Source organism: Pseudomonas sp. SbOxS1 (assembly GCF_013416725.1).
In the GTDB taxonomy this organism is placed as follows: Bacteria; Pseudomonadota; Gammaproteobacteria; order Pseudomonadales; family Pseudomonadaceae; genus Aquipseudomonas.
This window is the reverse complement of sequence record NZ_JAAVXC010000029.1, coordinates 229,743-244,529: the sequence shown is the minus strand read 5'-3', so window position 1 is coordinate 244,529 and position 14,787 is coordinate 229,743. Positions and strand designations below refer to the sequence as shown.

7 protein-coding genes and 1 pseudogene are annotated in these 14,787 nt (G+C 55.4%); 1 reads left to right on the top strand and 7 read right to left on the bottom strand.

From position 1 onward, the window contains the following. Positions 1-6: 6 nt before the first annotated feature. Entirely contained in the window at positions 7-2,571 is a 2,565-nt protein-coding gene (locus HFK74_RS23785) for a DEAD/DEAH box helicase (RefSeq protein ID WP_180205604.1), read from the bottom strand. Then, positions 2,559-5,861: an SNF2-related protein gene (locus HFK74_RS23780; protein WP_180205603.1), complete on the bottom strand. Its 3,303-nt coding sequence runs from the start codon at positions 5,859-5,861 to the stop codon at positions 2,559-2,561. The genes HFK74_RS23785 and HFK74_RS23780 overlap by 13 nt, the downstream gene beginning before the upstream one ends. Before the next feature lie 563 nt (positions 5,862-6,424). Here HFK74_RS23780 and HFK74_RS33285 point away from each other — a divergent pair. Next, positions 6,425-6,616 (top strand): annotated as a pseudogene (locus HFK74_RS33285) (lytic transglycosylase domain-containing protein); the annotation flags it as partial. A 72-nt stretch (positions 6,617-6,688) separates the two neighbouring features. Here HFK74_RS33285 and HFK74_RS23775 read toward each other — a convergent pair. The 5 genes from HFK74_RS23775 to HFK74_RS23755 all read right to left on the bottom strand — a co-directional run bounded on the left by HFK74_RS23775 (position 6,689) and on the right by HFK74_RS23755 (position 14,784). After that, positions 6,689-7,147 (bottom strand): hypothetical protein, encoded by a 459-nt coding sequence (locus tag HFK74_RS23775; protein ID WP_180205602.1) that lies wholly within the window; start codon positions 7,145-7,147, stop codon positions 6,689-6,691. 212 nt (positions 7,148-7,359) lie between these two features. Further along, positions 7,360-9,324, bottom strand: a complete 1,965-nt coding sequence (locus HFK74_RS23770) for a DUF262 domain-containing protein (protein WP_033042735.1) — start codon at positions 9,322-9,324, stop codon at positions 7,360-7,362. Then, on the bottom strand, positions 9,324-10,796 hold the full coding sequence (locus HFK74_RS23765) for a DUF262 domain-containing protein (RefSeq protein ID WP_016780842.1): 1,473 nt from the start codon (positions 10,794-10,796) through the stop codon (positions 9,324-9,326). Before HFK74_RS23765 ends, HFK74_RS23770 begins: the two co-directional genes overlap by 1 nt. An 88-nt stretch (positions 10,797-10,884) precedes the next feature. Continuing rightward, positions 10,885-14,331, bottom strand: a complete 3,447-nt coding sequence (locus tag HFK74_RS23760; protein ID WP_180205601.1) for an AAA domain-containing protein — start codon at positions 14,329-14,331, stop codon at positions 10,885-10,887. Between the two features lie 12 nt (positions 14,332-14,343). Continuing rightward, the gene (locus HFK74_RS23755; RefSeq protein WP_033042734.1) at positions 14,344-14,784 is read right to left on the bottom strand and encodes a hypothetical protein; all 441 of its coding nucleotides are present in this window, start codon (positions 14,782-14,784) and stop codon (positions 14,344-14,346) included. Between the last annotated feature and the right edge of the window lie 3 nt (positions 14,785-14,787).

The window sequence follows — 14,787 nt, the reverse complement described above, 5'->3', positions numbered from 1 at the left end:
ATAACCTCACAAGACTAGTCTCCTCGCCATTGACTCAAGCGCTCGCTCCCGAATCGGTGCGACAACAGATGCAACCTGCGCCATTGGTCGCCCCTCAACTTGCAGATCAGATGATACGACCAGGACAAAACACTGTTCGCGCGCCACGTCTTCCAATGACTCAAGTCGCTGCAAAAGCTGGCGAGGATTTTTGTAGTCAACAGAAACAAGTACTGCAGTAGGCAAATTGGCAATCGCGGCATCCGCACGTTCAAGCGTCTCAAAATCATGCACAAAACCAAATTGGCAAGGTGAGTCCTTCAGCAATAATGAAAGCCGCTCCGCAACCCCGGACGGCGCAACAAACTGCTCAATGCCTGCTGCAGCCAGGCGGATTACGAGATCCCTCAACCCCTCTCCGAAATGCTCATCCAGAGGATGCACAACGCTTACGCCTGCGACGAAAGCATGAGGTTTGAAAAAGCACGGCTCCGACCAACGAGCCTTCAAGCCATGGAACGTGACTTCCTGCGGGGGAGTAAACTCGTTGCGCCGGCAAAATTCGCACCGTCCGCAGGGATCGACGATATTCGAGCCCGCCTCGACTAAATCAAACGTTCCAGTAAGTATGCAATTTGGTTCGCTTCCATCTATTAAGCAACGAAAGTGTTCAAGGTCTTCACGAGATGCTTGCTGCTCCGCGTCGCGAAGCGCTATCACTGGCACCCAGCGCAGGTCCGTGGCTAATGGCGACTCCAAAAGCCAATTTGCTAGGAGGGTAATCCGCCATACAGGCATCTCAGCGCTATCTTCCACCACATCCACTTGCAATAGCCCGCTACGCTGCAGCAGGTTGAGCAAACTCATGTTCCAAAGCCGGTGGTAATCCCCCTTAATGTCGCCCGCTTTATTCCGGCCGGCGTCCAGGACCAAGGCAAACCTTGGCTCCCCAGTTTTTTCGTCTGGACTGGAAGTCTGTGCATTAGCTAGTAATGTTTGCCACCGTGATGCCAATAGCTCAGGTGTCAACCAACCGGAGACAGCCTGCCGCCGCGCCAATTTCCAGTCATCATCACTGCCGGCGCTACCAACCCACAGGATAACGGCTAGTCCCTGATGTCCGTCGCGGGAAGCGCGACCAATCTCCTGATAGTAACGTGCCGGGCTTTCAGGCACGCAAGCATGGACCACCGCTCGGACATCGCGCTTATCTATGCCCATACCAAAGGCCGACGTCGCCACCACCAGATCGAGTCGGTCGGCCAACCAATCGTCAACAACCCGCTTACGCTCTCCCTCGCTGCCCATTTCACCGGTATATACCGCCAGGCGCTTGTAACCCCTTTTTGCTAACGTATCTCCAAGTTCGAGTGCATCGGTCACCAAGGTCGTGTAAACCAGGGCCGGACGCGGGAGGCGATCCACCAACTCGATTACCCGTCGCATCCGCTCCTGCGCATTTGGACAACGGTAGGTGACAAGATCGAGTTCATAACGTGGCACGCGGGCGTCAATAGCGAGGAAACGTCCAGAAACTTCATAGGCACGAATGATCTCGTTTCTCGCTGCATCGCCAATGGTGGCAGAAAGCAAAATCGTTCTAATCTCAGGACTAGTCTTCCGGAGCATATGAACTAATCCGGGTAAGCGCTGAAAGTCAGGCCGAAAACTTCGCCCCCAACTCTCGATAATATGGGCCTCATCGATAAACACACCCATCAAGCGAGCATTTAGACCAAGAGGCTTGTCGGTCGAATGGCGCGATGCCTCTATCAGCACCTGTCTCACACTTGTACTTAAAGCCATCTCAGGCGATAAAAACAAAAGTGGTACTTCGCCACGCCGGAAAGCATCAAGCAGCGCTCCCCTTTTTTCACCCGATAGCTCCGATACTAACGCGGCGCTCCCTTTAAGTCCGGGATGGGTGGCAAAATGGCTTGCATGGGCCAACGCCAGTGCAACCGTTGGAACAATCACAACCGCACACGCCCGTTCCAGCCCCATCAGAGTGGTTTGCCACCATGCGGGGGCCAACTCAAACAGCAAACTCTTTCCTGCGCCTGTTGGCATCGTCACCAGCAAGCTAGCCCCACTGGGCATACAAGCTAGGGCTTGTATCGCTGCCTTTTGGGTTGGAGTTCGGTAGTGTAGGTAGCGTGAAAATCGCAGAAGTAGAGCATCGGCCACAGCAGTCTGATAAGGCTGTCGCAGTGACACATCTAGCTGCAAGGCCTCATCGATACATACATGAAGCGGATCATGATCTTCCTTCGCATCGAGCAGCAACACTGGCTGACTCTCGATACCGCCAAGACGCAACCCGAATCTGCTCAGAAACTCCTGATCTCCTGGGTGCAGCGCTTCACGGCTTATTGGCAACCGCCCCCCCACCAGCCGCACAGCCTCCTGCCACAGCGCACCACGGTCAGCTCTGGCGTCAGCGGCTTGAAGAGCTTTGAAACAACGCAGTAGGCTTCGCAAGCGCCAGCACTCGCTCTCAGAAACCGCCTCGGCAAGCGTGGTTTTACAGACAGCAATTGCCGTTTCCATACTCTGTGCCGTGGCTTTGAACACTACATCTAAATCAGACATATCAACGCCAAGCCTTCTATTTCGGTAATAGGCTGCCTCACACTGTCCAGCAGAGCCTGACGTGCTTCGAGGTCGATTCGTGCTTTGCTAGCGGTCTCTGCGGACCCTTGCTCGGCTTGCCATTTAAGCCAGCCGAGTTCAGATCGCAGATATCCCTTCAATTGCTCTACTCGGACCGCAGCCACATCACGCTGACGCCGGGCAATGACGGAGCGTGCTAGCTCAGCGCCCTGCGAGAGCGCAGAGAAAAGGTCCGCTAAATTCGGCAATTCCGAGAGTTGCTCGCGCTTAATCGGAATGGTTCGGGGTGGTTCAGATGGGGTAGTTAAGAGCTTTCGAACTGAGGAGTTTGTTACAACAGCCGCACCCGGGTCCCGCCCCGGTAACAACGCGACCAATTCGGGTATCACTTCCGGCCAATAGACTGATTCTGCCCGCAGCGCCAACCCTGCGGTCATGCCGTCCTCGGCCCACAGTGCCTCGTTGACTCGCGTTTTCACCAGCACATGCAGCAGCCAAGTTCCTTTGAACTTGGGTTCGAATGGGATGGCAAAAGCCGTAACCCGGCCGAGGTCATCACTGCTAAGTGAAGCAAGCATGCTGTCGATCAGTTGATGACCAGGCCCAAAATATTGAAGGTTTTCATGTACTAGTGCCTGTGACCGATTAAAGGTGCCTTGGAGAAAACCTCCATGGCCACTGGTTAGCCCTGGCAGATCTACCCGGAGGTCATCCTTTTCCCATTTAAACTCGACAGCACCGCTCTCAATTCGACGCGTACGTAGACCAAGCCGGCGCGCCCAGCGGGTCACAACCTCCTCAGCCAGTTGTGAATCACAGGCCTCATCCAAATGCTGCGCTTGCACTGTCGCAAGATCGAGTTGAGGCTTAGTAGCGTCCCAAGAGAGCTCAAAAGCCTCGTCGGTGGCTGCCAGCGCTTCATCAACCCGAGCAGACAACTGGGGCAACAAACCTCTAAGTACCTGCGCACCTTCGCCGTAAGCGATGGCCATATCTCTCTGCAAGCGGGGCAAGATAAATTCAAGACCGCCCACTGAGCGTTCAAACACTTTGAACACCTCAGCATGGACTGCAAGCAGAGCCTGCTCCGCCGCGAGCGGGCCAGTTAGGGTGATGGAAATCACTGGGCGATCCGCCGCTCGACCGATCCGATCAAGGCGCCCAACCCGCTGTTCAATCCGGGCAGTGGAAAGAGGCAGATCCAAATGAACAACGGCACTAGCATTTTGAAAGTTACGTCCTTCGCCCCCCAGCTCATCGCTAACGAGGAGCCTGCATTTCGGATTATGCTGGAAGACGAAGGCCACCTCAGCCAAATCTGCCTCGGGCATTTCGGAGTGAAATTCCTGAATTTCGCTTGAACTTAAGCGTGCCCGAAGAATGCCCACCACCTCCTTCACAGCCTGGGCATCCTGAGTAAAAACCAGGACTTGATGCGAGGCCTCTTCGGCCAAGTGAGTCTCAATCCAACGAACCGCAGATTGAATTCGTTCACAAACCCCTGTTTCCAACCAAGCTTCAGCCAACGGGACTGCGATGTTCAACCACGCCCTCTCAGCTTCAAACGGCGGAGTAGCTTCCAGGATCCGATCGATGATCAACTGCTCCTCGCTTGGACCAGGATCAGATAGAAGCCAGTCTAGGCTGCACTCGTTTCTATGGTTGACTCTATCGACTCCTAACGTAGTCAGTGCCTCCTGGCGCTTGCGTAGAAACGCTAGTGCATTGTTAGCCGTACTTGTAGCGAAGCGCCAATACAAAGATCGCAGCGCGACCGAAGCCAAGCCATCGCCAACCGGCAACGCCTCCATGTGCCCAAGGAAGATCGCCTCATCGCGAGATGGGGCGTATTCAAGTTGGATGTGCTGGCGAGGCGCCCAATTAAGGCCCAATTGCCGCAAGGTTTTTCTTCGGTTGCGAATTACTCGGTGATCCAGTCGGTAGAACTCCTGGACGTAGGCCACCAGTTCCATGGCAGCGTCGGCGTTGCCCGCGCGCAACCGGTCTATCATCCCACAAGCGTTTGGATCATCGGGCAGAACTTCCACCCATTCCTCAGCGAGGAACTCCAACGAGTCTTGGTCTAGTTGCCTGCCCTCGGACCTGGCTGACTCCAGAATATTTGCTGTAAAGTTCAAGCGGTCCCAGATGCTCTGCTGCTGAACCTGTCGCTGCTCAAGCAGTTCGCAATCTTCCGTTTTATAGACGTCCGGAGCGACCAGCGCCAGAAGCCCTACCAGACTTGCAACGTCGCGCTTGGAAGGCGTTGCTGAAAGTAGCAATACTCCCCAAGCGTTGAGCGCTAGTACTTCCAACAGGCTGTAAATAGGCGTTCCCGGAGGAAACTGGTGAGCTTCGTCGATTACGACAATATCCCACTCTTTTGCGCCCAAAGTCCTGGCAAAGACAGGATCAGTCGTGAGCGCCGTACTCGATACAATTAGCCTCCGTTGCTCCGCGAGGGTTGTTAGTTCAGTTCCGGTGGAGGATAAAAGTCGGTTGGCGTCTATATGGACAAACGCCCTCGCACCAAATTTCAGATAGAGTTCATTAAGCCATTGGCGTGACATGGACCCCGGAGCAATGATGAGGATGCGTAATTCAGTATTTTGTGTAAGCAGGGATTGAAGAACCAAGCCGGCTTCAATGGTTTTGCCAAGCCCAACCTCGTCGGCAAGTATGAAACGAGGTAAACGATCCCACAAGACGCGGCGTGCAGTATAGAGTTGATGTCCAAGAGGTCGGACTCGGGCCCCCAGCATCGCAGGCAAACCGCTGGCCCCCTCACACCAAAGAGAAAAAATATCTTGAAATGCCCATCTCGCAAAATATTCTTTGGGCTGATACCAATTGAATGAGCGAATAGAGGTCAGGGGATCGCCCTTGCCTCCAATAGGAACAAACTGGCCTTCAACCAAAACCAGTTGAACACCATCTGCCTGTCGAATTAGATAAGAGAAGAGGCCATCATCATTAGGTTCACGTCGCTCGACAACGATACCGAAGGATACCTTTCTAGGGTGGTTGGGATCGGGATACCGTACCTTTGCACCCGAACTGACGGCAAACCTGAATAATGGCTGAGCCCGAAATGAAATGAGAAATTCGGTTCGCTCGGTATAAGAGAAAAGCCTGATCTGCCCCCTATCTGCACTCACCAAGCGACAGGTTCCTTTTTCGGGCAAATTTGGAAGGCTCACCAAAGCGCCGACTGGAATTTCCTTTTGATTAGAATCCTGTGGACCCCGATCCTTCCTATCCAACTCCATGACTACTCCATATGAACCGCTGCGCCAGCGCTCGACGCTAGCCTCGAATACCATACTTTTTTTGCGAAAACCTCGTTGGCATCAATAATAGTCAGCCAAATCGAAGAGGAAACTAACAATGCCTGCGAACTACCAATTTTTCGCTGCAGAGGCGATATCGTGATGGCAAGATTTCGTACACTCCCGCGTCAGCGGTTCGACATTTAGCGAATATCCATCCTTGACTGCCTGGTTCATGCAACTGTCCTAGCCTCACTCGTGCTCACGGGGTTACCTATTCTTCCTTACCGCGCCAGACAATCTGGGCTAACCGGAAATAATGCTACTATGATATCAGCGGAGAAAATTCTACGCTGCACGCATTACACCCACGCCTATCGATCGAACGACTAGATCCGGCTTGAGAATCGAGAGAGTATTAATTTTTTTGTGGGGGTAAATGTGGGGGTATTTTTCAGACACGAAAAAGCCCAATCTTTTCAGATTGCGCTAAGTCATTGAAAAATATGGTCGGGACGGAGTGATTCGAACACTCGACCCCTAGCACCCCATACATGGGGTAGCTGGATATCGCCGCAGAAAGCCTTCAAGAGCACCATATCACCGGGGAGGACTGGCTACTGGCGATTGAGTGTTATCACCGACGGACTAGAGGCCCTCCTGCCGCGCGCTATCGGTACAGCGACTCCCGTCACCTCGCGCGACTGGCTGGGCCGTGCTTACGGACCTTGCGTAGCAACACCCAGGGTGTCTAGCGGCCTTAAGGGCTGCCACCTCGCACGTGTGGCGGTTCATCCCGCCCCCATCCAATCAACCTGATCGCGCCGTTACGCCCAGAACGGGCGGTCGCAGTAGCGCACCGGCCTGGCGTAGGTGGCAGCGAGATGCTTGTAATAGCGCGCCTGCACATGGCGCATCTCCAAAAAGTAGTGCTGGCCGGCGCTGAGATAGCCCTCAAACTCACGGGCAATCGCTGTGGCAGTTCTTTCTGCCGAGGCCAACGCATGGAACAACCCCTGCAACCAAAGCGGATCGAAAGCAAGCACCGAATCGCCCACTGCGTAAAACTCCGATCCTGGCACACCGTCGGCTATACTTAAGACCGCGCTGCCGAATGGCCGCACCTGTGTCGAAATATGCGAAACGCTCTCAGGCAACACTGGCGCTAACAGTGGAAGGCGCCTTGCATAAAGGAGCAAAACCTGCGCACTGCGCAACCCGCGTAGCGCCGGATCGCCCACATCCAGATGGTAGGCCAGCACCCGCTCCCCCGAGGGCACACGCACGCTGTACCACCACCCGTCCATATCAGCACTGGTTCGTGTGCAACGATCCTGGTCATGTTCCATAGCTGGAAGTAGTGCATGTACGCAGACCAGACGTTCCTGCGCGTGCCTGGGCAGGCCCAGACTTCGACACAAGGCCGCACTGCGACCAGTGGCGTCCACCACTACCCGAGCCCTGTATTGCTGCCCTGCACCCGGTTGCGGCAGAAGGCTCACTTGCCGTAGTGCGTCTCGATGAGCGAGAACATCGCTTGCGCATGCTGCTTGATCTGGTCCTGCCCCCAATCGTCTCCCTTGCCCAACACGTGGAACATGTGCGCCAGTTTCAAGGAGTCGTACTTGGGCTTGGCGCGGAATGCCGCTTGCTTTTTGAGTACCGCCAGGTTGCTGTACGAGGAGTTTTCACCCGGGCTGAGCAGTACCAGATTGCCGAATCCGTGTAGCAACTCGTCAGGTAATGTCCTGCGGAACTCTTCGTTTTGCGGATGCACATGTTCGACCGAGTTCTTCGACGTAATCCTGTACAGGTGCAGCTTTTCAAGGTCAAGCCAGTTGAAGGTGCTGCGTTCACGCCACAGAATGTATTCCAGTTTCTGGAACCAGTAGTGCTCGAAACTCGTGCCGTGGGCTTCCTTGAGGTAAGCCACTTTCGTGGCGATGGACTCCGGTTCGGCGGTGTCACTGGACAACAGCCGATAGCTCGCTTCCTTCTGGGTCATTTCGGTGAGCGAGAGCTGGTTATCGATCTGTTCGAGCAACGCCAGCACTTGATGCTCCTTCATATCAGGCGAGTTGACCAGCCTGCCCAGGAACGGTGTCAGCCAATACTGAGCATTGCGCTCACCCGTGAGGTAACGCATGCTCTGCAGTTGGCTCAAGTCGGAAGTATCCTGAGTGACCGTGCGCCAATCGGGGCCATTGCCTTTGCTTCGATTGTTGATGGTGCTCAGGCGCAAGGTGCGTTCATCTTCTTCACCCAGGCGCACCCACTTGACGACCCAGCGGTCGAACTGAAATCGCACGTTCCATAGGCATTCCATGAACTCCTTGGCTTGCGCCGCAGTGGCCGTTTCGATAAAGCCGGAGAAACACTCATTGAGGTTGCCGTCGTTAAGCCGTGAGCCGATATCACGCCTGTTCTGAGTGTGCCGATAAATTCGAAAGGCATGCATCAGCAACAGGCCAAAGCTGACGACTGACTGATAGCGAGCCTCATCCTTCTCGCGCGGCACTTCAACCGCCTCGTCCTTCACTTTCATCGAACGTATTTCGCTGATCGTGCGGCCTTTTGCGTAGCCGTCTGCAGGGCGCTCAAGGGTAAAATGGTCGAAAGAATGATCCGCAAGATCGTTGAACCTCAAAGCCCCCCAATGGGTACCCGCGAAGACATCGCGCAGGTTTTTCTCGAAGTAATTCCCCATATCTTCGCAGGCCTGCCAGATGCCTTCGTAAGTGGCACGGTTCTGCTTGATACGTTTCATCAAGCGAGCCTTGAGGATATCCGTCTGCTCAAGCTGGAGCCCGCTGGTGTTCAGCGTCGCGAAGAGCTTGTTCAGGTCCATGCCCGCGGGCATGACATTGTTGACCCAGGTCACGTGGTTGAACAGGTAGTCCCCGACGCGCTCAAGGGCTTGCTCGCCGCCCTTGGCCTGCAACCTCTTGAATCTGTCGCAGGCTACTTTTCGGGCAGCGCTCAAGTGTATGAGGTAGGGATTCGAAACCTCCTTTTCATCCGGCTCAATGTCCGCCGTCAAACCCGCCCAGGCGCTCAACCGAGACTGGACTTCTTCACGAATATTGAAGGTAAGTCTCGGAGCATTGCCCAGGACCACCAGCGACCGCAGCGGCGAAGATGGCATCAACGAACAGAGAGCAAGCGCCAGCACCATCAATGTCGTCATTCGTTGCTGGCCATCGATGAGTTCGTAGACGATGACAGCATCAGAAGTCGAACCCGGAACCACTTCGCTGGTCAGCACGGTGCCGAAAAAGTAATGCGCTTGTGCGGGTTGATCGTCAGCATCGCGTTCGCTCGCCAGGATGATCTGCTCCAGCAGAGCCTCCACGTCGTCACTGGGCCAGACATACGGGCGTTGATAGCAGGGAATAGTCAGCGATATACCTTGCTGGCACAGCGTAGCGGCAGTCTGTACATAGGACTGGACTTGAGCACTCATCATTTGCCTCCTTGGCGGGCAATGTCAGCAAGGCTGATTCGTTTGATGGCGGCACACAGTTCGGCATCGTATTCAGCGGCGACACGGATCGGGTTCGGCCACGGCAGGTTCAAGTGAAGCGTGATGGAAACCGACTCTACGAAGCGCTTCTTGATACTGTGTTTATCGAGTCCCGCCCCGGTTGGAGTGTATTTATAGCTACGCAAGTACTCCAATAGCTCATCTTCGCTATGGCTGCTGGCGATCCAGTCCATCAGCGGATTGTCCCTGATATGCGCTTGAACACCGTCTTCCCGTACGCTGACCTCCCTGATCAGGCGCATCGAAAAGATCACCCGGAACATCCACAGGCTGACTTCGAGCAGCCGGGCGGTGCCGAACTGGCTGGCATACATCAGCAAAGCGCATTCGTATGCCCTGCTCAGGAACACGCTGCCGCACGCATCCTTGGACAAGCGTTTGTAGTAGTAGGCGAACGAGCCTTTAGGTGGTGCTTCACCGACGTCGAGCAACGTCTGGCGAAGGCCATGGAAGTAGGCGACGTAACGCATCGTGTTAACCCCAGAGCCCAGGGGCTGTCGCATTGCGTATCCCGGCTGGACGCTATGCATGTCCTTACCCCAGGCATCGCGGTGCACCTGCAAGGGCCGATAGGCAATATCGGCGGTATTCGCCAGCGTTCGCTCGGCGAGCTCCGTGACGATCTGCTTGCGCTCGAGCAGCGGGTCACGATCACTGGCAACATTTCGCCAGCGCAGGCTTTGCCAATGCCGGGACTTCATCAGCGTTGCGACCAGAGGCTTGAGATCGCCGAGGCGCTCCCAGGTCCGGGCAAAATCATTCTGCGTAGCCGGAATCACGCTGCGCAAATGATAAGCCTTGATGATGTCCGCGCCGCCCAGACGAACACCAGAAGTGTTCTGGGTTTCGAAAAAGCGGTAGGCATCGTCTTCTCGCCGCGTGACGACCAGGGTCACGTTGATGCGCGAAAAGTCTATCCGCGGCAATTTTTGCTGCTCTAGCCACCGAAGATTGTGCTGGATACGCCGATAGCTTTCTGGCGAGTTGAATTCCAACGCAGGTGCGCCCTTGTCGCCCTTCTGCAGGCAATGAAGCAGCGCCAGACTGGTGATGCGCTGTTGGCCGTCGATAATATTCAAAATGCCACGCTCACGGCCGTCGCCACCTTGCTGGTGCAGGATGATGCTGCCAAGGTAGAAATCGTGACCCGGCGCATCCGTGCTGAAGAAACCTCGTAAATCATCGAGCAGCCGTGCCAGTTGCTCTTCGCTCCAGCGATAGGGCCGTTGATATTCAGGCAAATTCAGGCTGCCGAAAATACAGCTGCCGTCGCTGGACGGAATCTTCCTGGCGTTGAACACATTGTCCAGGTTCGTGGAAGCAACGGTTATGCCCTCCACGTCAAGCGACAGATGTGGGGCAAATTGCCGTTCGCTCACGGCTTGGTTCATATGACGATCCTTGTAATGTATTCGATCGCGGCTAACTGTAGTCAGTCCTGACAGCTCCCCCCGACATTGTCAAAATGCGTGCAGTCGCCTACCCGCGCGAAGCAATAGACTCTTTTTTCTTCTCCACCTTGGCCAAAGCACGATTGAATGCCGTGGCCCTCGCACTACGATCTATGATCAAACTGAACAACGCGTTCTTACCGCGTTCCTGCCTGCGCAGAAACTGCGCGTGGCCGAAGAACGTTAGATTCTCCCGCGCCCGGGAGCACGCAACATTCAGGCGTTGCCGGTCCAACAGGAAACGAATTCCCCCCTGTGTCCGAACCGTCGAATACAGCACGATATCCGCCTCGCTTCCTTGGAAGCTGTCCACCGTATCGATCTTTACTTCGAAAACTTGGTCAATAACAGCCAAGTTCTTTTTAAGCGCAGAGAACAGTTTGTTGATCAGGCGTTTTTGAGCGCCGTAAGGGGTAATGATTGCGACGGTCTTGCGTTCAAAACTGTCAGGTGCATCAGCTTGGCGTACAGCCAGTTTTTGTGCGGACGTTGTCAGAAAGTCAATTATCGCCTTGGCTTCCCCATCATTGAACAAGCTGGTACCTCCGTCGCCCTCGTCTCCTTCCTTGCCATGAGGAACATCCACCCAGCGGAGGCAGTGTTCCCGGTCGAGGAAATGCTCGCGCTTATGCACCTTTCCATTGTGCAACCCCCTCACGTTATCTGTGGTGTAGAACAGATCAGCCACCAGATCCCCGATTGGCTCGACCATGCGGAACTGTTCCACAAGCCTGCCGAAGCACGCCGCTGGCAGGTTTTCATACAGCTGCTCGAAAAAGCTGGTTTTGAGGAATGTCTCTTCGAGAAACGGCAACGCCGTCTTTGCGTCGGCTTCCAGCAAGGCACGGCCGATGCTCGGAGGAAGTTGGAAGTGATCGCCGATAATGATTGCCTTACGGCTGCGCATCAGCGGAATCAGCAGTTCGGGAACCGTTGCCCTCCCCCCTTCGTCCACGATGCAGATGTCGAACGCGAGCCGATCCATGCCGTAACGCCGTGATGATAGCCCCACGCAGGTGGCGCCGATCAAACCGTGATCTTGGACAACGAGTTCAGCCAGTTCGTCATCGAACTGTGATCGTCCCTGGTCGGAGGGATGGTAGATGCTATCCATCCAGGCTTCGATCCAATCGGCTTTTACGGGGTTTTCGAGACTGGCCAGGCTGTAGTCCTGCTGGCGCGCACGTAGGTACTCCATCAGCACGTTCTCGGTCATGCGCGGCTGTACTTCGACTTGAACCTTGTCAACGTCGTTACCTATGCGCAGCACATTGGAACTGAAGCCCGGAAACTGCTCCAGGAAACGATCCAGGGCGTTATCCACCGCTGTGTTCTGCTGTGAAACTACCAGGATCTTGGAGTCTGGCTTTGCGCAAAACAACTGGTGCAACAATTCGACGATGCAGGTGGTTTTGCCTGTACCTGGGGGGCCCTGTACCAAGTACAAATTAGACTCGATGAGGGCTGCCTCAATAACCTTCTTGGCGGCCATCGCTTTGCCAGGCTCCTGCCAATTGGGGTCTCGCCACTTCAAGCCATCAGCGACCCGTTCACTCCAGAAGGGATCCGGTTTCGGAGCATACCGGTCCGGCATCAGCAGGATCTGCTGCAGATCCCGGTTTACCAGTCTCCCCCCCAAGAATCCCTGGATTGCGACCTTTTGCCTTCCCAGGTTTGCCAGGTCCCCCCGGTTAGGAAATCGGATCCGGTACTGAGACGGCTGCAGGCCAAGGTAACCGCTATTGGGGCCCGGCCGTTTCAGGCCTTTATGCTCGATCTCATAACGCTTTGAAACAACGACCTCTGGCACCCCGTGCAACTCGGCGACCTGCAACCAGCGCAGTTCGCCATTGGCACTCAGGAACAGCTCCTCTATGAACAACCGTGGCGTATTCCGTGACTTTTCGATTAACTTCGTCAGGCTGCCGTCCAGGCTTGAGTTGCAGGAGCATTCCAGGCTCCGTTCATCCAACTCGGTAACGTCACTCAAACTGAAAACAACATGCCCGGTTTCAGCCAACAGGTAATCAGTTACCGCATTCCACCGCTCAAAGAACTGACCAGCCCGCTTGCGTGCCAGGCCATCACCAGCAAACAGCGACTGCTGACGGCAAAAAGTCATAAAAGCTTCGAACTGCAAGGCATCACAGAACACGCTGTCCTTGAGTTTCAAGTCGATCAACCGCACCGGGCAAGGCAAAGTATCCAACTCAACGCTGTCGAAACCGGTGCGTGTCACGCTCAAGATCTCTAGCTGAGCGTGCTTGGCGCTGACCTTGGCCTCGACCTGCCACGCGCCAAGTTGCAGAGAGACGATCAGCACGCCATCGACTTCAACCGTACTCCGTAGGTGCCACTCTAAGCCGGTGCTCTCACGCTCCAGGCCTTCGAGGTCGTGTACAGCCGTGTCCACATGGATGAACACCGGCGCCGTACTCTGTTCGCCGTAACGAAGTGACTCCGGCTGCTGTGTCACAGTCACCTGGTCCTTGCTCAAGAGCAGATCATAGTAATGAACGTAAACCTCAATACGCTCGCCACGGGGGTAAATCTTGCCGGGGAAGCTCGACTCACTGCGCGGCAGGAATGCGACGATACCGGCGTTCGCGGCCTGCTGTTTGTCGACGGAACAGAAGCTTGGAAAACATCGCACGGTGTAACCGTCGCCATGCTGTGGCGATACTCGCGCTTTTTCTATGAAGGCTGTGCACGGCACGTTTTCAAGTATGTGTTCGGCGTGCAAGGCGCCACGAAACACACAGGCTTTGAAGAAGTCCGGCCGTTTTGCGTTGCCTATCATCTGCACCGGCACAGCGTTCTGATCGGGATACTGCATCATCAGCGAGCGCTGTTGCGTGTCGGTCCAAACGTCAGCTTGTTTCTCCGCACGCAATTCAAGCCTCTGGCGATAGGCGTTGAAGGCATGATCTATTTCCGCGACTGATGCCAAGACCACCTTACCGCTGTAGAACCAGTCGTCAGGCAGCCGGGACTGCGGCTGCGCCATGCTCATCAGGTCACTGAACTGTTGCCGGAGGGCGAGTTTTTCCAAGGTGTGCAAGTACCACTCGCAGTACGCGAAAAAGCCAGCCAGGCGATTTTGCGTGTCTTGCAGACGACCGCTCAGCAGGCGTAATGCGTTACGCCTGTAAGGGCTGATCGACACATCAGCCAAGTCGTTGGCCAACCGTTGCGCCAGCGCGTCGAACTCTTTGGCGGGGCCCTGGAGCCGGGATCGGAACTTGAAGCAGTACTCTTGATACTCAGCCTTCAACCCAAGCGCGGCCCTTTCATGCGCGCGCGCCTGCTCCCTGGCGTCCGCCTTGCTGGCTGCCTGATAGTCACTGCGCGCCCGGGCGTTACGCCGTTCCAATTCCTCATGCAACTCGCGCTCTTCATCGGTTTCGCGATCCAGGAGCCAGGCGACAGCCGTTGCACCTAGTACGAACAGGCCGGCGGCAACGTATTGATACATAGGACGTCCGTCTCAGGGCTTGGGTTGAATGAGCGCGCGGTAGCTGTGCGTCAGTTGGTCAAGGCTAGTGGGCTCCTCCAGCATCTTATCGAGGACACGCCCCCGCTCCTGGTCGAGGGTCACCATCTGCTCATGCTCCATCTGCAGTTTGGCCATTGCCTGCGTGTGCTCATTGGAATCCTTCTGCCGCAGGCGCTCGGTTTCATGCATCTTTTGCGTAGCGTTCCATGCCACCTGCTGGGTCTTCTCCTCGGCGGCGCGCACGCGCGCCCTGCTGGCTTCAATCGAGGCTTTGCTCGCTGTGGCTTGCTTACCCCAATCGGCAAGCTTGCCGCCCGTGGTAAGAGCGGCTTTGACGATACCCGCAGCGTGGTCGAGCTTTTTCAAGGTGACCTTCTCGCTGTCGCCTGCCTTCTCGTCGGATGCAGTCTTTTGCGGCTTTGCCTTTTTCATAGT